General features: G+C 38.7%; 21 protein-coding genes. 7 read left to right on the top strand and 14 right to left on the bottom strand.

Annotated elements, in window-relative coordinates:
* Positions 1–42: 42 nt before the first annotated feature.
* Together R3F25_05415 and R3F25_05410 are read right to left on the bottom strand one after the other, a co-directional pair.
* Complete coding sequence (locus R3F25_05415) at positions 43–510, bottom strand: methylated-DNA--[protein]-cysteine S-methyltransferase (protein MEZ5496253.1); 468 nt, start codon at positions 508–510, stop codon at positions 43–45.
* A gap of 1 nt (position 511) precedes the next feature.
* The gene (locus R3F25_05410; protein ID MEZ5496252.1) at positions 512–2,314 is read right to left on the bottom strand and encodes a M2 family metallopeptidase; all 1,803 of its coding nucleotides are present in this window, start codon (positions 2,312–2,314) and stop codon (positions 512–514) included.
* 94 nt (positions 2,315–2,408) lie between these two features.
* On the opposite strand from R3F25_05410, the gene R3F25_05405 reads away from it, so the two are divergent.
* From R3F25_05405 to R3F25_05375, 7 genes are all read left to right on the top strand, one after another.
* Positions 2,409–3,569 (top strand): hypothetical protein, encoded by a 1,161-nt coding sequence (locus tag R3F25_05405; GenBank protein MEZ5496251.1) that lies wholly within the window; start codon positions 2,409–2,411, stop codon positions 3,567–3,569.
* A gap of 119 nt (positions 3,570–3,688) precedes the next feature.
* Positions 3,689–4,120, top strand: a complete 432-nt coding sequence (locus tag R3F25_05400) for a thioredoxin fold domain-containing protein (GenBank protein ID MEZ5496250.1) — start codon at positions 3,689–3,691, stop codon at positions 4,118–4,120.
* A gap of 30 nt (positions 4,121–4,150) precedes the next feature.
* Entirely contained in the window at positions 4,151–4,357 is a 207-nt protein-coding gene (locus tag R3F25_05395; GenBank protein MEZ5496249.1) for a DUF2892 domain-containing protein, read from the top strand.
* Positions 4,358–4,363: 6 nt separating this feature from the next.
* Positions 4,364–4,732, top strand: a complete 369-nt coding sequence (locus R3F25_05390; GenBank protein MEZ5496248.1) for a SirB2 family protein — start codon at positions 4,364–4,366, stop codon at positions 4,730–4,732.
* 88 nt (positions 4,733–4,820) lie between these two features.
* Positions 4,821–5,837, top strand: a complete 1,017-nt coding sequence (locus R3F25_05385) for an MBL fold metallo-hydrolase (GenBank protein ID MEZ5496247.1) — start codon at positions 4,821–4,823, stop codon at positions 5,835–5,837.
* Between the two features lie 155 nt (positions 5,838–5,992).
* Entirely contained in the window at positions 5,993–7,102 is a 1,110-nt protein-coding gene (locus R3F25_05380; GenBank protein ID MEZ5496246.1) for a TQO small subunit DoxD, read from the top strand.
* Between the two features lie 64 nt (positions 7,103–7,166).
* Entirely contained in the window at positions 7,167–7,754 is a 588-nt protein-coding gene (locus tag R3F25_05375) for a DUF302 domain-containing protein (protein ID MEZ5496245.1), read from the top strand.
* A 49-nt stretch (positions 7,755–7,803) separates the two neighbouring features.
* On the opposite strand, the gene R3F25_05370 is transcribed toward R3F25_05375, so the two are convergent.
* The 12 genes from R3F25_05370 to R3F25_05315 all read right to left on the bottom strand — a co-directional run bounded on the left by R3F25_05370 (position 7,804) and on the right by R3F25_05315 (position 19,473).
* Positions 7,804–8,862 (bottom strand): phosphotransferase family protein, encoded by a 1,059-nt coding sequence (locus R3F25_05370; protein MEZ5496244.1) that lies wholly within the window; start codon positions 8,860–8,862, stop codon positions 7,804–7,806.
* Positions 8,862–10,046 (bottom strand): acyl-CoA dehydrogenase family protein, encoded by a 1,185-nt coding sequence (locus tag R3F25_05365; GenBank protein ID MEZ5496243.1) that lies wholly within the window; start codon positions 10,044–10,046, stop codon positions 8,862–8,864. Before R3F25_05365 ends, R3F25_05370 begins: the two co-directional genes overlap by 1 nt.
* Positions 10,047–10,129: 83 nt before the next feature.
* On the bottom strand, positions 10,130–10,666 hold the full coding sequence (locus R3F25_05360) for an NADPH-dependent FMN reductase (GenBank protein MEZ5496242.1): 537 nt from the start codon (positions 10,664–10,666) through the stop codon (positions 10,130–10,132).
* Positions 10,667–10,880: 214 nt separating this feature from the next.
* Positions 10,881–13,037 carry a catalase/peroxidase HPI gene (gene katG, locus R3F25_05355; GenBank protein MEZ5496241.1) on the bottom strand — a complete coding sequence of 719 codons (2,157 nt, stop codon included), beginning with the start codon at positions 13,035–13,037 and terminating at the stop codon, positions 10,881–10,883.
* A gap of 319 nt (positions 13,038–13,356) precedes the next feature.
* Complete coding sequence (locus R3F25_05350) at positions 13,357–14,007, bottom strand: murein L,D-transpeptidase catalytic domain family protein (protein MEZ5496240.1); 651 nt, start codon at positions 14,005–14,007, stop codon at positions 13,357–13,359.
* A 13-nt stretch (positions 14,008–14,020) separates the two neighbouring features.
* Positions 14,021–14,356 carry a hypothetical protein gene (locus R3F25_05345; GenBank protein ID MEZ5496239.1) on the bottom strand — a complete coding sequence of 112 codons (336 nt, stop codon included), beginning with the start codon at positions 14,354–14,356 and terminating at the stop codon, positions 14,021–14,023.
* Positions 14,349–14,789 (bottom strand): ATP-dependent zinc protease, encoded by a 441-nt coding sequence (locus R3F25_05340; GenBank protein MEZ5496238.1) that lies wholly within the window; start codon positions 14,787–14,789, stop codon positions 14,349–14,351. The genes R3F25_05345 and R3F25_05340 overlap by 8 nt, the downstream gene beginning before the upstream one ends.
* On the bottom strand, positions 14,782–15,999 hold the full coding sequence (locus tag R3F25_05335) for a RimK family alpha-L-glutamate ligase (GenBank protein MEZ5496237.1): 1,218 nt from the start codon (positions 15,997–15,999) through the stop codon (positions 14,782–14,784). Before R3F25_05335 ends, R3F25_05340 begins: the two co-directional genes overlap by 8 nt.
* Before the next feature lie 206 nt (positions 16,000–16,205).
* Positions 16,206–16,811, bottom strand: coding sequence for a DUF6445 family protein (locus R3F25_05330; GenBank protein ID MEZ5496236.1), 606 nt, complete (start codon positions 16,809–16,811; stop codon positions 16,206–16,208).
* Between the two features lie 105 nt (positions 16,812–16,916).
* Positions 16,917–17,180 carry a DUF2834 domain-containing protein gene (locus tag R3F25_05325; GenBank protein ID MEZ5496235.1) on the bottom strand — a complete coding sequence of 88 codons (264 nt, stop codon included), beginning with the start codon at positions 17,178–17,180 and terminating at the stop codon, positions 16,917–16,919.
* A 138-nt stretch (positions 17,181–17,318) separates the two neighbouring features.
* Entirely contained in the window at positions 17,319–18,188 is an 870-nt protein-coding gene (locus tag R3F25_05320; protein MEZ5496234.1) for an IS30 family transposase, read from the bottom strand.
* Positions 18,189–18,453: 265 nt separating this feature from the next.
* On the bottom strand, positions 18,454–19,473 hold the full coding sequence (locus R3F25_05315; GenBank protein MEZ5496233.1) for a class I fructose-bisphosphate aldolase: 1,020 nt from the start codon (positions 19,471–19,473) through the stop codon (positions 18,454–18,456).
* Between the last annotated feature and the right edge of the window lie 35 nt (positions 19,474–19,508).

Here is a 19,508-nt window from a genome sequence, read left to right as displayed (position 1 = left end):
ATAACTGTGGGATTTTATCATGCAGGATAACATTAACCAATATTAAGCTTTATTTGAATTCTCCAAATTCAGTAATTGCTGTTTAACATCCAAGCCTCCGGCGAAGCCTGTGAGGTTGCCGTTCTTACCGATAACTCGATGACATGGAATGATTATCGGGATTGGGTTGCGGTTGTTTGCTAGGCCGACGGCTCTGGCAGCTTTGGGTCGATTCATTTCTTCAGCAACTTGGGCATAAAACTTGGTTTTTCCATATTCTATTTTTTGTAATTGTTGCCATGCTTGCTTTTGAAACTCAGTGCCCTGAAGATTGAGTTTAATGTCAAATTGCTTTCTTTGCCCTGAAAAATACTCGTTCAATTGCTTAGATGCTTCTGTAAAGTGCTTATCGTCTTTTTGCCAGTTTTTATCAATTTGAATGTTATTTTCAAACTGAATTTTTTGCAACCCAGAGTCATCACCTGCCAGCAATAGTTTGCCAACAGGTGATTCCATAATGGTGTATTTCAAGTTATTCCCAGCCACAATCGCGGCCTTTGTTTTGTTCATCTAGCCAAACTTTGAGTGGTGCAAAATAATCCAATACAGCTGTTGCGTCCATCTCACGAGAGTTCGCCACCACCTCCAAAGCATCTTGCCATGGCTGAGCGGCACCCATTTCCAGCATTTTTATTAACTTAGCCCCGGCTTCTTTATTACCATAAATTGAGCAATTGTGAAGTGGACCTTCATAACCCGCTGCTTTACATAATTCTCTGTGAAATTGAAATTCCAGAATATGTGCAAGGAAGTAACGAGTGTATGGTGTTCCACCCGGAATGTGGTATTTGGCACCCGGATCAAAATCATTTTCAGTTCTTTCAACAGGAGCTTTGACACCTTGGTAATGGTTGCGAAGCTGCCACCAACCCTTGTTATATTCATCTTCCGAGAATTCACCGTTGAATACTTTCCAACGCCATTGATCAATCATTAAACCAAATGGTAAAAACGCCACTCTGTCCAAAGCCATTTTCATCAGCATTCCTAAATCACTTTCGCTTTTTGGCACTTCGTCCAGCAGTCCGATTTGATGCAAGTAATCAGGTGTAATTGATAAAGCGACAGTATCACCGATGGCTTCATGAAAACCGTCATTGGCTCCATTGCGATAAATAATGCTTTGGTCTTTATAAGCTCGTTGGTAAAAGTTATGACCCAACTCATGGTGAATCGTCACAAAATCTTCCTGATCGACCTTGATACACATTTTGATACGAATATCATCTTCATTGTCGATATCCCATGCACTAGCGTGACAAACCACTTCACGATCTTTGGGTTTTAAAAACAATGAACGGCTCCAGAATGTATCCGGTAATTTTGGCAAACCCAAAGAGGTAAAAAATCCTTCTCCTGTTTCCACCATTTTCAAGTGGTCATAGTCAAACTCTTGTAACAATTGAGTCACATCAATGGGTGAGCCTTCAACATTTGCCGGAGGCTTAACCAAATCATAAACATTGGACCATGTTTGTGCCCACATATTGCCCAAAAGATGAGCCGGAATCATGCCGTCATTGCCCATGACTTCTTCACCATAATGTTCTGTCAATTTAGCTCTGACATGACATTGAAGTGCTTCGTATAATGGTTTGACTTGCTGAAACTGTCTGTCCAGCTCTTTGGAAAAGTCATCTGCCGGCATATCGTATTGAGAACGCCACATTGCTCCTGTGTCTTTAAAGCCAAGGTTTTTTGCACCTTCATTTGCCAACTCAACCATTTTTGCATATTTATCTTTCATCGGTGGCGAAATGGTTCTCCAGCCTTTCCATGCTTCCAATAACTCACTACTGTCTCGTGAATGCGTCATGATTTCTTCGAGGTCATTCAGCGTTTTACATTCAGCATTCTTGCAATATTTCCCTGTACCGTACATTGCTTCAAGTTCAGATGTAATTTGCGCCAGTTGGCTGTTTTTTTCAGCATCCGCAGGTGCGGCAATGGTCAATCCGTTTTTTAAAATGTTTAGCTTTCGACGCATATCATCAGAAACCTTAACATCATCATAGCGACTGGCTTCCATAGCAAATTCTACTTGCATTGCTGAAAACCTCTCATTGCTTTTTGCACTTAGCCAAATGGTATCTTCAGTAATAAAGTTTGCCTGAACCCAAGCTGTGCGTGCCGCAAACTCTCCTTGTTCCGTTAGTGTTTTTTCAACTCTGTTGAGAAACTCTTCAACATCTTTTTTGGATGGTTTTTTTGCGGATGCAGTGTTAATACTGAGTGCAAAAATTGTCCCTAATAATGCTATTTGTTTAATTTTCATACTTTAGCCTATTTGAAAAAGTGGTGATTGTAGCATTTGCCAATTTTTTTTACAGTATCTTTAACTTGAAATTACAAAGCGTGTCAGATATTATGTGGTAAACCACGAACAATTTAAAGCTATGTATCTACGACTTGTTTTTCTAACATTCCTTTTTATCAACACCTCTTCGATTGCAAAGGTGGCTTATTTGCCATTGACAGACTTCACTCCTCCTTTTGAGGTTCAAAATAGGATTGCAGTACTTGATATTGACTCATCATCAATAATAAAAAATATTTATTTACCTGATGAATACCTTACTGGAAGTGTTTTTTTAAACTCTGAACAAACTAAGCTATATGCTGGTACATATAATCACATTATTGTGATTAATACAAATACTTTGGAAGTAGAACAAAGTATTAGCATACCGAGTCCAGCAGAAACTATTTTTCTAAATCAAACTGATGACACACTTTATTTTTCAACTTCTTCATCTCAATTCTTGTATCAATTAAATTTACTTAGCAATACAGTTTCAGTTGCTGTTGATTTCGGAATTTACAGTATAAATAAAGCTGAATTCAACGAATCTTTAAATACAGCTATTTTCATTTTATCTGATGGAGGTAATTCTACCATTTTTAAAGTTTTTGATATAAAAACTATGTCAGAGTTATTTTCATATGACGCACCTTCGTATAACTCCGATTTAATCAGTAATGATGGTTCTACTTATTTCCATTTTGTAAATCAAGACAGCTCAATCTACTCAAGATCGCTAGTTGATGGTTCAATTAATTGGGTAACTCAAATTTCAAATGAGTCTTTTGGTGTGATTTTTGAGAACTTTGATAATACGATAACAGCTATTAGCCATCAAAAGACTTATAAAATTAACAAAAGTGACGGACAGTGGAGTATTCAGTCAAACATTAAGCTGAGTGACTTTACTGATATATGGGGAGTTTCATTTGAAAGAATTGAAAACAATTCTTTTTTTGCAATAAATCATCCTGCTTTTTTTTGTTTGACTGGTTGGTGTAGTCCCATAACATCACTAAAATCATATACTCTCAACTTCAATGACAATACTGTCAGTAACAATTATCAAAATGAACAAATTGTCGGCAGCTATGCCCGAGGCCGATATATTGGCGATTTATTATATTCTCCACCAATCATTCCGATTTTTGGAAATAGCGGTTTGTTGATATTGGTGTCAGTGCTTTTGTGTACTGGAATATTTTATTCTCGTCAATATAACCACTAAAACTTATATTAACATTTGCTAATATGTTAAATCTGCGTTCTAATATCCGATGTTTTAATTATTAACTCATCATGTATCAATATCGAACTCTGTCTATATTGCTGATATTTTTTGCAAGCGTGTCTCTAGCTGACGGATATGAACGATTATTGATTCTGGAAAACTTCCAAACTCTTGCTCAAAGAGCTTGTGTCGAAAACAAAGTCATGGTGATTATGGTTAGTCGCGAAGATTGTCCTTATTGCGTGAAACTGAAAAAGCAGGTTTTTGTTCCTGAGGTTCTTAACGGTGAACTTGATAGTCAATGGTTGTTGCGGGAGTTACTTATAGACAGTAATGAAACACATATTGATTTTGAAGGAAACAAAGTCAATTCTTTTGATTATGCTCGCTCTATCAAAGCCACATTAACTCCAACTGTCTTATTTCTAGACAAAAACGGAAAAGAAATTGGTAAACGAATTATCGGTACCGGCGGAGCAATAGATTTTTACGACTTTTATTTGAAAAGGTCTCTTAAGGAAGCTCTTGAGGCTCAAGAGTGTTCCTGATTTTTTTAAACTTTAAACAGGGGAATTATTATGAATGTAAATAGAATGCTTAGAATTATTGCCGGTTTGGTAATTATGTTGTCTTTGGTTTTGGCACATGTTATGGGCCAGGTCAACCTCACACAAATGTCATGGTTATGGCTGACTGCTTTTGTCGGGTTTAATTTGTTTCAATCAGGCTTTACCAACTGGTGTCCAATGATTACTATTTTGAAGATGTTAGGAGTCAAAGAGTAATCTATCGTGTACGCCGGTATTAAACATGCACATTTACTTTTTATTGTTGTCAGTATTTTTTTGTTTGAGCTGAGGTTTTTTCTGAAGTTATTTAAAAAACCAACCGGTAAATTGCTAAAAGTTATTCCGCATGTCAATGATACACTTCTGTTGATTTCAGGGTTTACTTTGGCCTTTATGGCCTCAATTAAACCTTGGGATCAATTGTGGTTAGGTGCAAAAATCATTGCATTGGTCTTTTATATTGGTTTTGGAATGATGGCGTTGAAGTCCAATGGTGCTAAAAGTTATTTAGCATACTTCTTGGCAACGCTTATGATTGTATTTATGATTTTCACAGCAATCTCCAAAACACCATTATTTATCAATTTATAAATCACTATATAAGAAGTTGCTAATGTAACTGATTTTTTGTGCTATACTCACAGCGTTTTGAAATTTACAACCATGAGTTGAGGTAATTATGAATACAATACTTAATAAAGCGTTCGTGCTGATTCTTGCTGCCGTGACTTTGATTTCATGTCAGTCTGAAAGCACAAAATCAAGTGACAACGGCCTAAGTAGCGAAGAGTCAAAGGTCGTATCAAAATACCCGCCAATTGATATTGAAATGACAGCAAAAAAACTGGCTGAGCATACTTATCAAGTTCAAGGTAAAGCCGGAATCGCTACTGATAATGCAGGGTTTATTTCCAATGCAGGGTTTGTGGTTACTGATGAAGGTGTAATTGTTGTTGACACATTGGGTTCTCCTTCACTTGGAGTTGAACTTCTGAAAAGAATTCGTGAGGTCACTGACAAGCCAATTAAAAAAGTTGTCATAACGCATTATCATGCTGACCATATTTATGGCACCCAAGTGTTTAAAGAGTTGGGAGCAGAAGTCATTGCTGCTGACGGTAGTTTTAAATATATCAACTCGGACGGTGCTACAGCTCGTTTGAACGAGAGAAGAGAGTCACTCAAGCCTTATGTTAATGAAGACACCTATGTGGTTCATCCTGATGTTATTGTCGAAGACAAAATGGAGTTCGAGCTCGGTGGAATGCATTTTGTTATCAATGTTGTTGGTGCTGCGCATTCAGGTGGAGATTTAACGCTTTATGTTCAAGAAGATGGCGTCCTCTATTCAGGCGATATTATATTCGGTGGCCGTGTTCCCTTTATTGGTGGCGGTAGCACATTAAGATGGGCAAATACTTTGCAAGATATGGAAACCAGTTTAAAACTGAACCTTTTGGTTCCGGGTCATGGGCCGGCATCTGATAATCCTGCTCAAGCAATCAAATTAACCAAGAGTTATTTGTTATTCATGCGTGAAGTGATGGGTGAAGCTGTTGAAGAAATGATGGGATTTGTTGAAGCCTATGAAGGAATTGACTGGTCTCAATTCAGTAGTTTACCTGCTTTTGACAGTGTTAACCGTTTGAACGCAAATACTGTTTTCTTAGCAATGGAAGCAGAATCTGTCGAATAATTATTTTTAATTTATTTAAAAAATTTATTAAGAGGGCTTAATTTGCCCTCTTTTTTTAGGCTTTTCTTCTAATATAAGCATTTGCTAATGTAGCAAGTACGAATTTGTTATGATAGAATTAAAAGCAATACGACTATATTTTTATGAGGGCAATTATGTCAAATAATGATTTAAAAAATACTTATGGCCAACTGGGATTATCCAGTTTAGCTATTCGTTTAACAATGGGCTTCGTTTTCTGGGGTGGTTTTTCCAGACGTGCAATTTATGGAATTACACCAACAGGTGACACATTCAAACTCGATGTCGAGCATTCCGGTTTCGTAGGTAACAAAATTGCTGCGGCTTATCCTGGTTCTTTTATGCCGGAAACTTTAGTGTCAGTGATTCAAAATGTTTCATTAATGAACTTTGCCATGTGGGCGTTTTCTATTGCTGAATTGCTGGTAGGTCTGGCACTAATCTTTGGATTTATGACACGTTTTGCTGCAATTGGCGGGATGCTTCTTAATTTCGGTATGATGCTGGTATTTGGCTGGATGGGTTCAACTTGTCTGGATGAATGGACAATGGCCGCCTTTGGGTTTGCAATCTGTGCTGTCGCTTTTGTGACCGGTGCCGGATATTATTCTATTGATAATAAGCTGGCAAATACTGGTTTTGGAAGTAAAAAACTATTCCCATGGTTGTTCTCTGGTCCTTTACCACTTAGCAATGATGGCCTGAAAAAAATGAGTATATGGCTGGCTGTAATTACTTTTGTATTTGTTGTTGGTTTCTACAACGCTCTTTATGGTTCTGTTTATAGTAAATTGAAATCTCGCGTAGGATTCCATCATCAAAACATCAAAATTTCTGATGTTAAAGTTATGGAGGATGGTGCTTTATCATTCTACGGTTATGTCAATGCCGGACCTGACACACAAGCAGGATATGTGATAAAAGCCGAATTAAAAGATGAGTTTGGCGATAATGTTGCAGAATGGGATGGAGACACTTTAGCCAATATGAGTGATGATAATATAGACAACACATTCAAAATGGCTTGGGGCTCTAAATTCTACCGCACTCGTTATGGTATAGCAGGTAAAACCGGTGCTCAGGCAACGATTGTCCTGCCGGGAGAAGGCGACACTGATGTTGAAGAGGGTGAAGTTTACACTCTAAAATTATCTCAAGTTGAAGGAGCTCCGTTTACATTTACCGGAACTGCTAAAGTAACTGATGGTGGTTTCGTGCTAGAAGGTAAATCAGCAGAGCATTAATTTTTTAATGAAGCGAGTTAATAAAAACTCGCTTCATGTACTCAACACACAGAGGATACAATAAATGAAATTTATTAAAAACCTACTTGCTTTAATCGGACTTCTGGCAATTGTTGGCGGAATTTACGGTTGGACTAAATTTGGTGAGGACTTCAAGGTATTTAAATCTTTCGATGCCAAAGCCCCTGAGGTTTATTGGGAAATGTGGCAAAAACTGAAAAAGTCCAAGGTTACCGCCGAGGCGACTGTCTGGATGGTACCATTTGCAGAAGGAATTACTGTAGATGAGGCTGAAGAGTCTATGGCGATTGCTGCAAATTCATGGAATATAAAAAATGTCGGCGTGCTTCCTCTTTCTGAAGATGTCTTTGCGAAAACCGGTGAACCACAGAAGTTTTTGAAAATTTTCGAATATTGTGACTCACTCACTGCCAGAGAGATGGTTGACTATAATGTTTATATAGCTGCTTACTTGCCTTGTCGTGTCGCAATGGTTGAAGATGATAATGGCAACTTTGCGCTTTATTCTATGAACATGGATATGATTTTACACGGTGGAGAGACATTACCTCCTGAGTTGTTCAAAAAAGCGAGCCGTATCAAATCGGCTATCCTTGATATTATGCAAAAAGGAGCAAACGGAGACTTTTAACTCCCGAGTGAATCTATCATAGAAAACCCTCACATTGTTGAGGGTTTTTTTATATTTGTTTTTCAGCCTGCCTTAGAAGAATTTTAACCAACTCACCAAAGTTGGCAAAAACCGGGTTCGTTGTTTTTCCTGTTGCATATCGTTTATAGATTTGTTGGGCAATTACGGCTAAACGAAATAATCCGAATATATAAAAATAATCAAAACCTTCTGAGCTGATATTTCTTTTACTGCAATAATATTCAACTATCTGATTTCTGCTCCACATCCCATCCAAACTTGTTGGCATTCTTCGTATCATTTGCATTTCTTTAGCATCATTTTTTTCAACCCAATAAGCCAGAGAGCATCCCAAATCCATGAGCGGAGAACCTACTGTTGCCAACTCCCAATCCAACACACCAATAATTTGATAGGGTTCGTATGGAGAGATGACGACATTATCAAACTTATAGTCATTATGAATCATACTACCGGAAGTGTCATTTGGTTGATTTTTCAACAACCAACTTCGTAATTCTATTGCTGGCAATGAATCATTAAGCAATGCATTTTCATATCTGCCATTCCATCCTTCTACTTGTCTCTGGATATAACCTTGGGGTTTTCCTAGTTTACACAGACCTGTTTCAGCAATATCAATTTCATGCAGTTTTACTTGGATATCCAACAACTGTTTGCACAAATCATCGGCTTGATCCGAATTCAGTTTCATCGGAAACTCTTTACCTGCAATAACTCCATCTATTTTTTCCATGATATAAAATGGCTTTCCGATAATTTCTTTATCATCACAATAAAGTAATGCTTTGGGAGAATATTCAAAATAAGGTTCAAGTGCTTTTAAAACATGATATTCTCGTGACATATTATGAGCGGATTTGATATTTGCACCATGAGGGGCTGTACGAAGAATGACTTTTTGATCATTCCATTGTAATTGATAGGTTAAATTGGATGCACCTGCTGAAAATTGTTTGACATTCAGTTCCTTTAAATCATTTATTCCAACGAAGTTCTCGCTGAGATATTTTTTAAGTGATGCAATGTCCAAGCGATCTTCTTCACGAACAGCCTGAGCATAATCTTTTGAGTGTGATGAGGACATTAGTTTTTTAAAAACTCTCTGGCAGCAACAATTTTATGAACTTCATCAGCACCATCGTAAATTCGTGCGGCTCGTTCTTCTCTGTAAAAGAATGAAACAACAGTATCATCAGTCATTCCCAATGCTCCCAACGATTGCAAACTTCTATCAATGACTCGTTGCACGACGTTCGCTGTGTGAAACTTAATCAGCGAAATCATATTTTTTGATTGCTCAAAACCATTTTGCTCAATGCTCCAAGCTGTTTGTAATACCATCAGTCGAGCTGATGCTAATTCAGCCAGAGACTCAGCAATTTGTGCCTGCATCAAAGGTTGTTGTGCTAAAACCTGAGTAGAGCTGATTTTTCTTTTTTTCATGAATTGTTTACTGATATTGATGCAACGCTCGCCGATTCCCAACCAACGCATACAATGCTGAATGCGTCCGGGACCCAGCCTTTCTTGCGCCAAGGCAAATCCACTGCCTCTTTGACCAATCAGGTTTTCTTGTGGCACGATACAATTATCAAACTCAACTTCCGCGTGACTGAAATAACCTTTTCCTTCTTCTCCCATCACGGAAATATTGCGAATAATGTTAAATCCTTCGGTCTCAGTCGGCACAATAATCATACTGGCTCGTTTGTGTTTTTCTGCATTCTCGTCAGTAACAACCATCGCAATAGCAAAGGATGAGCCTTCGGCTGAAGTTGTAAACCACTTGCGTCCGTTAATATGCCATTGTCTGTTTTTTAATTCAGCCGTACTATCAAGCAGAGTAGGGTTCGATCCTGCTGTGTGTGGTTCAGTCATGGCAAAACAACTACGAATCTCACCTTTTACCAAAGGCAGCAACCATTGTTCTTTTTGCTTCTTTGTTCCGAATAAGTGTAACAACTCCGCATTGCCAGCATCAGGTGCCTGGCATCCAAAGATATAATGACCCAGAGGAGATTGTCCCAAGACTTCGCCAATCAAAGCCAGATCTAGCAACCCGCTGTAACTGCCACCGGTGTCTTTTGGCAAATTTGGAGCCCATAAACCCAGAGTTTTGACTTTTTCCCGACATTGTTCGAGTGATGGAAGGAGCTCATCCCATTTGTGGTATAGAAATAGTTTTTCCAGAGGATAAACTTCTTCATGCAAAAATTCATTGATTGTGTCCAGCTTCTGCTGAAGCTCTAGGTTAATTTTAAAATCCATAGATTGACTTTTTTATTTGAGTTTAATTTTTGTGCAACAAACTGTCAATAATTTCTACCAATGATTGTTTATTCACTGTTTCCTTAGGTTTTTCCAATCCCCAGAGTAAACTTATGAAATTCCTCTGCATGGTGTTTCAAAAAAGACAATGTTGATTCGTCATTAATGATACCATTTTTTATTTTATCATTCGAGCCTGATATCATGACTTCGGGTTTGTTCAGAAAGTGAAGATTAAGGTAAACACCGATTTGTCGTAGATGATATTGCATTCTGGCAGTACCAATTTGCCCCGGGCTGGCACCAATTATACTTGCCGATTTGCCTGAAAATGGCTGTGGTGTTGCTCTTGACAGCCAATCTATCGCGTTCTTTAATACTCCCGGAACGGAATAATTATATTCTGGTGAAAAAAATATAACACCGTCAGAATGATATATTTGTTCAGCCAGTTGATGAACAATATCATTACCTCCATCGTCTTCATTATAAAGTGGAATATTCCTAATAACACCTTCTTCCAAGGTGAAGAACTGCTTCGCTAACTCTTTATAACTTTCAAAAATCCCTCTATGAATAGAGTTCTGTCTCAAACTTCCGATAATTGCTGTGATTTTCATGTTAAAGTTCCTTTAATTTTGTAGTTGACACAGTTTATTTGTTCGTATAATAAAAATAAACAGGGTGTTTTTAAACATACTGTTTCTAAAAAACGCACAATCAGGTTTTATAATTAATTTTTCGAAAATTGAGTATTTCGGCTTTTTGATACTCCCGACACTGAAAAGGAGGAGGAGAGAGGGATAAATTTGTGCCGGGAGCCAAAAAATAATATTATTTCAAATCAAATCTGTCGGCATTCATCACTTTTGTCCAAGCCGATACAAAGTCTTTAACAAATTTTTCCTTGTTATCATCTTGTGCGTAAACTTCGGCATAAGCTCTAAGAATTGAATTCGAACCAAAAACCAAGTCGACTCGAGTTGCTGTCCAAACAGTTTCACCTGATTTTCGGTCGCGAATTTCATAAAGATTGTCAGAAACAGGATTCCATGTATAGCTCATATCTGTCAGATTTACAAAGAAATCATTGGATAAAACACCTTGCTGATTTGTAAATACTCCGTGTTTTGTTCCGCCATGATTGGTTCCCAGAACACGCATCCCTCCTATTAAGACTGTCATTTCTTTTGCTGTTAATCCCAGCAACTGTGCTTTATCCAGCAACAGTTCTTCCGCACTCACAACATAGTTCTTTTTCAACCAGTTACGGAATCCGTCATGAACGGGCTCCAAATACTGAAAAGAATCAACATCGGTCATTTCCTGAGTTGCATCTCCTCGCCCGGCCTGAAAAGGAACCGTAATTTCTAAATCTGCTGCTTTTGCAGCTTGTTCAATGCCAACGGAACCTGCGAGAACAATGATATCTGCAACACTGGCACTTACATCACTAGCAATACTTTCAAGAACCGCTAAAACCTTTTGTAGTCGTTGGGGTTCATTTCCTTCCCAATCTTTTTGAGGAGTCAAACGAATTCTTGCGCCATTGGCTCCACCACGATTATCAGACCCTCTGAAAGTACGAACACTATCCCATGCTGTACTAACCATTTCACTGATACTCAACCCGCTATCAGCGATTTTGCTTTTTGCCAGTTCAATATCAAAATTAGTATTCCCTGTAGGAACAGAGTCTTGCCAGATTAAATCTTCTTGTGGAACTTCCGGCCCAATGTAACGTGATTTAGGACCTAAGTCTCTGTGTGTTAATTTAAACCATGCTTTTGCAAATACCTCAGAAAAATAGTCCGGATTGTTATAAAATTTTTCGGATATTTTTCGATATTCAGGGTCCATTTTCATCGCCATGTCCGCATCTGTCATGATAGGGTTATAACGAATTGACGAGTCTTCAACATCAACAGGCTTATCTTCTTCCTTGATATTGACAGGCTCCCATTGCCACGCTCCGGCAGGGCTTTTTGTTAACTCCCAGTCATAACCTAGCAACAATTTAAAATAGCCGTTATCCCATTGGGTTGGATACGTGGTCCATGCCCCTTCGATGCCACTGGTTACAGTGTTGCGTCCAATGCCTCGTTTCGTTTTGTTATTCCAACCTAAGCCTTGTTCGTCAATATCTGCTGCTTCAGGATCCGGTCCTAACAAACCAGCATCACCATTTCCATGTGATTTTCCAACAGTATGGCCACCGGCCGTCAAGGCAACCGTTTCTTCATCATTCATTGCCATTCTTTCAAAAGTGACACGGACATCTGCTGCGGTTTTTAATGGATCTGGATTCCCATCCACTCCTTCAGGGTTAACATAAATCAGCCCCATCATTACTGCTGCTAATGGGTTCTCCAAATCTCTTTGTCCGGAATATCGGCTACCTTCTCCTCCCGATGGCGCTAACCATTCTTTTTCTGAGCCCCAATAGATATCTTTTTCAGGGTGCCAAATATCTTCACGTCCGAACGCAAAGCCATAAGTTTTCAAGCCCATTGACTCATAGGCGACTGTTCCGGCATAAACTAACAAGTCTGCCCAACTTAATTTATTCCCGTATTTTTTCTTGATCGGCCACAGCAAGCGTCTTGCCTTGTCCAGATTTGCATTATCAGGCCAAGAGTTTAATGGAGCAAACCTTTGATTTCCCGTTCCCGCACCACCGCGTCCGTCAGCCACGCGATAACTTCCTGCAGCGTGCCAGGACATACGAATCATCAATCCGCCATAGTGTCCCCAATCCGCTGGCCACCAGTCCTGACTGTCAGTCATCAAGTCAATTAAATCTTGTTTGAGTGCTTTGAAATCCAGTTTTTTGACTTCTTCCTGATAATCGAAATCTTCACCCATAGGGTTTGTTTTTGTATCGTGTTGATGCAAGATATCGAGATTCAGTGCATTAGGCCACCATTCCATATTTGATTGTTTTGATTCGGTTGCTGCTCCGTGCATGACCGGACATTTATTTTGAGACATTGGTTTTCTCCAGAATATGATTAAAATTTATGATAACTAGAATACTTATTACAGATATCAAACTGATGACTCACATTCTAGGAGCAAACATGTTATTTGTAAAATAGTATAATATTATTATATCATTCTATATTTTAAATTGATAGTGTTGTCTTCAACTATCGTATAAATGATATATTTATTAATTCAATTGTTTTGTTAGTAATAAATTTAATAATAAATAATAAAGGCTAAAAACTCTTTTCAAGATAATTATTCAAAGGGAACTGAACCTTTAAAGCACCAAGCTCTCTCGTTGATGTACTTTTTTTATGGGTTTTTAGAAGTTGAAATTTGAGGTTTTTTTATAGTTTTTATCATCTCCATGGATATACAAATAAGAGCCATTTTTTATGGTATCAATTATTTTCTTATGCATATCTATAGGCAATGCCGGGCAGCCCCAACTACGACCTAGTCTTCCATGTTTATCAATAAACTCCTCACTAACATACCAAGCTCCATGAATGACTATCGCTCTTTCTCTGGCATTATCATTAATATTTTTTTCAAGCCCATCCAGTTTCAATGAATACCCATGTTTACCAGTATATGTTTCTGCTGTCTTGTAAAAACCCAAGCTGCTTTTTTTTGAGTTCTTCACATTTGAAAAATCAATCGCTTTGTTTTCACCAGAGTTTCTGCCATGAGCCACTAACGATTCTGAGATAAGCTTTTTATTATTTAAGTCTATTATATATAAGCGATATTCAGTGGATGGTTTTGAGTAATCTATAATCGTCAAAATTGAATCATTAGTTTTATTCTTAATTAATTTGAATCCATTCAAAGCATATTCAAACACTTCAAAATCAATTTTGCTTTTTAACCCGATTGTTTTGTATTCTTTCAATACCTCTGAATCAGCACAAATAACTGAGCTCGTTGCTATTTGCAAAATTACAATGAAAAAAAGTTTTGTTTTCATCATTACTACGGAAGTGTCACCATGGCCATTTGCCTTTGATTATTTTCAGACCTCTTTTATCAATATTTAAATCTCTAATAGAAAAGTCCTGATTGTTTGCCACTTTTCTAACATAAGGTATGAACCACTCAACTTTATCCAGGAAAGCTTTATTAAAATAATTGTTATAGTGATTTAAAGCACCATTGGCATCTGTTTGCCAGGTACCGTCGTAATCTCCGCCGACTCGAAAAGGTTTTTCTAAATTATCAGGACAAAATACAAAACCTTCTGCTTTTCCATAAACCAATACTATAAAGCTAATTTCTTTTTGTTTTGCTTCTTTATACCATGTTGGAATTTGCTCAGTCACTTTTTGGCTTTTTCTTTTTCATTAAGTAAGATTGTCCCGAATCAACCAGATAATGCCCTCGCATCGTGGTTCTGCCAAGTAACATTCTGAATCCCATTGAGTCACGATTTGTTAAGGTAATCTCAGCTTTATGAGCTACGCCTCCGATTGTAATTGTTGATTGGATAACATAACGCATTTCGCTGTGACCACCTGAATCACGAACCTTTCTTTCATCGTGTAATGGCGCTTCGCACTCCACAACAGTCTCCACATCCCGTTGCTTAGGGTGAATTTTGAAGCGAACTATTTTTTTACCGTCTCTCTCTTCTAACCTCACATCAAAAGCATGCAATGCCGATGTTCTTGCTCCGGTATCAACTTTCGCTTTAATTTTATTAATTCCCAGTTCTGGAAGTGAAACCCATTCTCTCCATCCAAGTATATTACTCATGATTTGTGGACTCCTGATGGTGCGTAACCGGAGTGTCCGGTAGTTCATGAACTGTTGGACGGCGTTTTTTCCGAGTGCGCGCCGGAATCATTCCGCGCATGGACTCTAGCTTACCAAAGCAAAGAAGTTTATCTCCCGGTTCCATCACTCTGTCCGGTTTGGGGTTTGGAATGACTTTACTTCCTCTGTACAAAGTTAGCACATTGAGGTCTTTTTCAGATAAATCTATATCAGCAATTTTCTTGCCAACATACTCAGACCCTTCAGGAATATAAAGCTCATTCACTCCATAACCTTTACTGACAGTTAGTCGCTGGCGAATATCAATTTCAGGAAACTCAATTTGAGCAGCAATGTAATCAATAATCGCTCCAGCAACATCAAGTTGTGTGCAACTTTCTATTCCTTCCAAACCCGGGGAAGAGTTTACTTCCATAATTTGCGGTCCGGTAGAGCTTTCCAGCATATCAACACCGGCCACTCTCAGACCCAGAATTTGAGCTGCCCGAATAGCAACATCTTCATACTCTTTTGGTAAGTCAATGGCTTGAGCGACTCCTCCTCGATGAACATTGCTTCGGAACTCTTGCCCTTGGGCGACTCGACGCATAGCAGCAACAACTCGATCTCCAACGACTAAAGCCCGAATATCTTTACCACGACTTTCAGCGACAAACTTTTGAATCAAAACATCTTGTTTCTGACTCTGTAACAGCTCAATGATGGACTCAGCCGCATTGACAGTATCAGCCAATAAAACACCGATACCCTGAGTTCCCTCAATGAGTTTAATAATAACAGGAGCTCCACCCACACGATGAATCGCCGGCAAGACATCTTTTTTATCACGAACAAAAGTTGTTTCAGGTATGCCAATATGATGGCGGGCTAAAATTTGTAAACTGCGAAGTTTATCTCTTGAATTGGCAATTCCATGAGCTGTGTTTGCGCAAAAAACATCCATCTGTTGAAACTGCCTGACCACAGCGGTTCCATGATAAGTTACCGATGCTCCAATCCTAGGTAAAACAGCATCATAGTGACTGAGTTGTTTACCACGAAAATATAAATCCGGTGAGCCTTGTTTTAAGTCGATAGAAAATTTTAGTGTATCAAGCACCTTTACATCGATTCCTCTATCCAGAGCTGCTTCTTTAAGACGACGGGTGCTATAAGCTTTTGGAGCGCGAGAGAGTATAGCTAGTTTCAATTTATTCTCGATTATTTAGTTATTAATAATTATTCAAATTTTACTTCAAACCACTCCAACTACAACTAACATTACATCAAAAGAAAGGGTTTTATCTAATAATTTAGTAGCTCAAACGGGACGTTGTACGAAGCTTCCTCCAGAGCTTGGCATGTTGTTAATTAATAATTATCTAAATACTTGCTAAGTCCAAATCTAATACTTTATTAAGCTGAACGGAAAAACATTAGATACACTAATCGGCCATTCTCTTTATTATTACCAAAACTCTCACCAGCAGTATGCCAAAACCAAGGGCGTAAAAGCACTAAACGATTGAAACGCATCGGAACTCTCATGGTCATTTCCCACTTTGAATCATCATTGGAGTCTTTTTCCAATAAGTCAGCAACCCATTGTTTAGCTGAGTTCGCTCCAAACTTTTCAAAACACTCCTGATCGCTAAATGGCGCTCGTTCGGTGTTCGTGGCTTTGTGGCGAAAAAACTCAGTACCTCCCCGACAATCATCCGGTTCACTTAAATATAAAATCCCCGACCAGTGTGAGCCATCAACGTGGACTTTAGCCGCCCCAATATCGGACTCCAATGCAATTCGGCATTTCCCATGTGCTTGATTATGTTCCATTGATACTAATGGCTCACCAACCAACCGGGAAACCTCATTATCCAGGCCCTCAAGATTGATTCGCTCAACTGAGTTTCTTCCTGGATATGGTCCTTCGGCATTCGGATAGGTTAACCCAAGAGCCGCTTTTCTAAAAGTGTAAGGATCATCCAAAAAATCATCGACCACAACTATTGATGTTGGCATAACAATTAAACCTCTTGTCTCTCTTTTATGTAAGTGTTGTTATCCTACTTTCAAAGGATACGATAGCTCAAGGTCAAAACCAAAAAAACTATATTTTTTCCTAAACTAACTTTCTATTTTACTTTGCCTCATGCAAAGAAACAAAGGCAATCCGAAAGAAACTCCTACACAAAACGTAGCTGCAACAGGTATCCACAAGTTTGAAATACTGAGCCTTTTCCCTTCACACAAAACAAACACGACCAATACAATTGCCGAAACAATAACATCTAACCCAAAAAACGCTCCTATTCTTGTGGAAAAAAGCTCTTGTATAAGAAGTGGTACATTAAGCCCGTTCTCAAGAACCCAAGGAATAAATTGCGTCATTGGCACAATAATTCCGGCAAAACATAACAATAAAAAAGGCTGGATTCAACAACGAAGTGCAACACTCCAGTTTCTAGATTTTACTTCAAGGGGAGTTAAAAAGCCTAATTTTTTTCTGGGTCTGTTGTTCAAAGCGTCTTAAACAGCCTGAACTTCGTTTTCTGATAACTGATCAAGAGTCTTGTTTTTAGGGAAATACTGTCTGATTAAACCGTTAGTATTTTCATTCGTGCCTCTCTCCCAGGAATGATAAGGTTTGGCAAAATAGATGTTTATTCCGATAGTATCACTAATCATTTCGTGTTTTGCGAATTCCAAACCGTTATCCAAAGTCAGGGTATGTGTGATTTCATCCTTTAGCTTTTCAATACAGGCTTGACTGACATCGGTTGCCAGTTTTCGGTTCAATGGTTTGATTTTGACTTCGAGTGATTTTCTGTCAACAAGAGTCAGTAGTGCTCCTCTGTGCTTGCTGCCAATAATTGTATCACCTTCATAGTCTCCAAGGCGTGAACGATTATTTGCAACCATAGGACGTTTATCAATATCTACGCGGTTGCTTATCTTTCCACGTCTGGTTTGACCGGAGTTGTATCGTTTTCTTCTTTGTTTTTGGCATCTCAGGTGTTTAAGCAATGAGGCTTTGTTCTCTTTGTTAGCATAAATGAATTGATAGATTCTTTCGATGCTGGGTACACCATCCCAACCATCGAGTTTTAAACGACCATTGATTTGTTCGGGGGAGAATTTCTTCTTTAACAAGTAAGTGACATAAGCCCAGCAAAAGTCGGTTATTTTATTGGCATTATCAGATTTCCGTTTAACCGCAAATTCATTGGCTTGTTTGGGTCTGTATCCTCGAAGTCCGGTATTGCGTTTAATTTCACGAATTACAGTGCTTTTATGACGATTTAGGATGTTTGCTATTTCAGTTTTGCTACAATTAGTTTTCAGCAGAGCTGATATCTGATATCTTTCTGCTTCAGTAAGATGTGAATAGTGTGACATTTGCAATCTCTTTTTGGGAAGTTCAACTGCAAGTGCAACACATCACATCTTACTTTTCAACTTCGAAAAAAATTTTGTTGCACTTCGTTGTTGAATCCAGCTTTAACAAGTTCTTTGAATCAGGACTTCTCAGAAGGTTTGCTTCTTGGAGCTTGAAAATAACTTGAGAGTAGTATTCTTGAGAGTAGTATTTTTGCACTATTAGTAATATTTACCACTCCTGAATCCCCTCGAAGAGGGGAAACAAGGTTTATATTAGATTCAACTAAGATGCTTCCATATTGGAGTTATATTCTCCAAGTGCAGCATAGCCATTCATTCGGGCACGATGGGACAGTTCCTGCTGAGCAGCTGAGACATTTTTTGCCGGATTCGAACCCCAAACTTTAAGAGCTGATGCTTGCAGGGCCCTTCCGTATGAGAAGCTCAAAGGCCATGGCAATGGACCGAGTTTGTTCATTTCATTCAAGTGAACCGTGGCTTCTTCTTCGCTTTGACCACCTGAGAGGAAAACCACGCCTGCCAAACTTGCAGGAACAGAATTCATTAAACAACTTACCGTTGCTTCGGCAATTTCCTCTGCATCTGCTTGTTCAGGACATTTATCTCCCGGTACAACCATCGATGATTTGAGGATTGTTCCTTCTAGCAAAACATCATGTTCATACAGATGATGGAAAAGTGTTTTCAAAACTAATTCCGTCACATCATAAGCTGTGTCTATATCATGATCGCCTGTCATAAGAACTTCCGGCTCAACCATTGGCACGATTCCGGCTTCCTGACAAAGTGCTGCATATCTTGCCAAAGCATGACAATTGGCATCAATGTTGGCTTGGCTTGGCGTTCCATCAGAAATCGTGATAACCGCACGCCACTTGGCAAATCTCGCTCCCAGTTCAGCATATTCATTCAGACGATCACGCAATCCATCTAAACCCTCAGTAATCAACTCACCTTCAAAGCCAGCCATTGGGTGAGCACCTTTGTCCACCTTGATTCCGGGAATAACTCCGGCATCTTTCATGATTTCAACAAATGCTGTGCCATTTTTGCCCTTTTGTCTGAGTGTTTCGTCAAATAAAATCGCACCTGAAATATGCTCACCTAAATCCGGTGTGGTTAACAACATGTCGCGATAGTCACGACGATTTGTTTCTGAGTTTTCTACGTTGACAGAATCCAGTCTCTTTTTGATTGTTCCTGTGCTTTCATCAATTGCCAAAATGCCTTTTCCCGGAGCAACCATTGCTGCTGCGGTTTCCAATAATTTTTCTACGTTCACTGAGAATTCCCCTTTAGTGTCTGTTATTTTAGGGC

Source organism: Gammaproteobacteria bacterium (assembly GCA_041395445.1).
Taxonomy (GTDB): domain Bacteria; phylum Pseudomonadota; class Gammaproteobacteria; order Xanthomonadales; family Marinicellaceae; genus NORP309.
The sequence above is the reverse complement of the archived record's forward strand: the minus strand, read 5'-3'. Positions and strand labels throughout refer to the sequence as shown.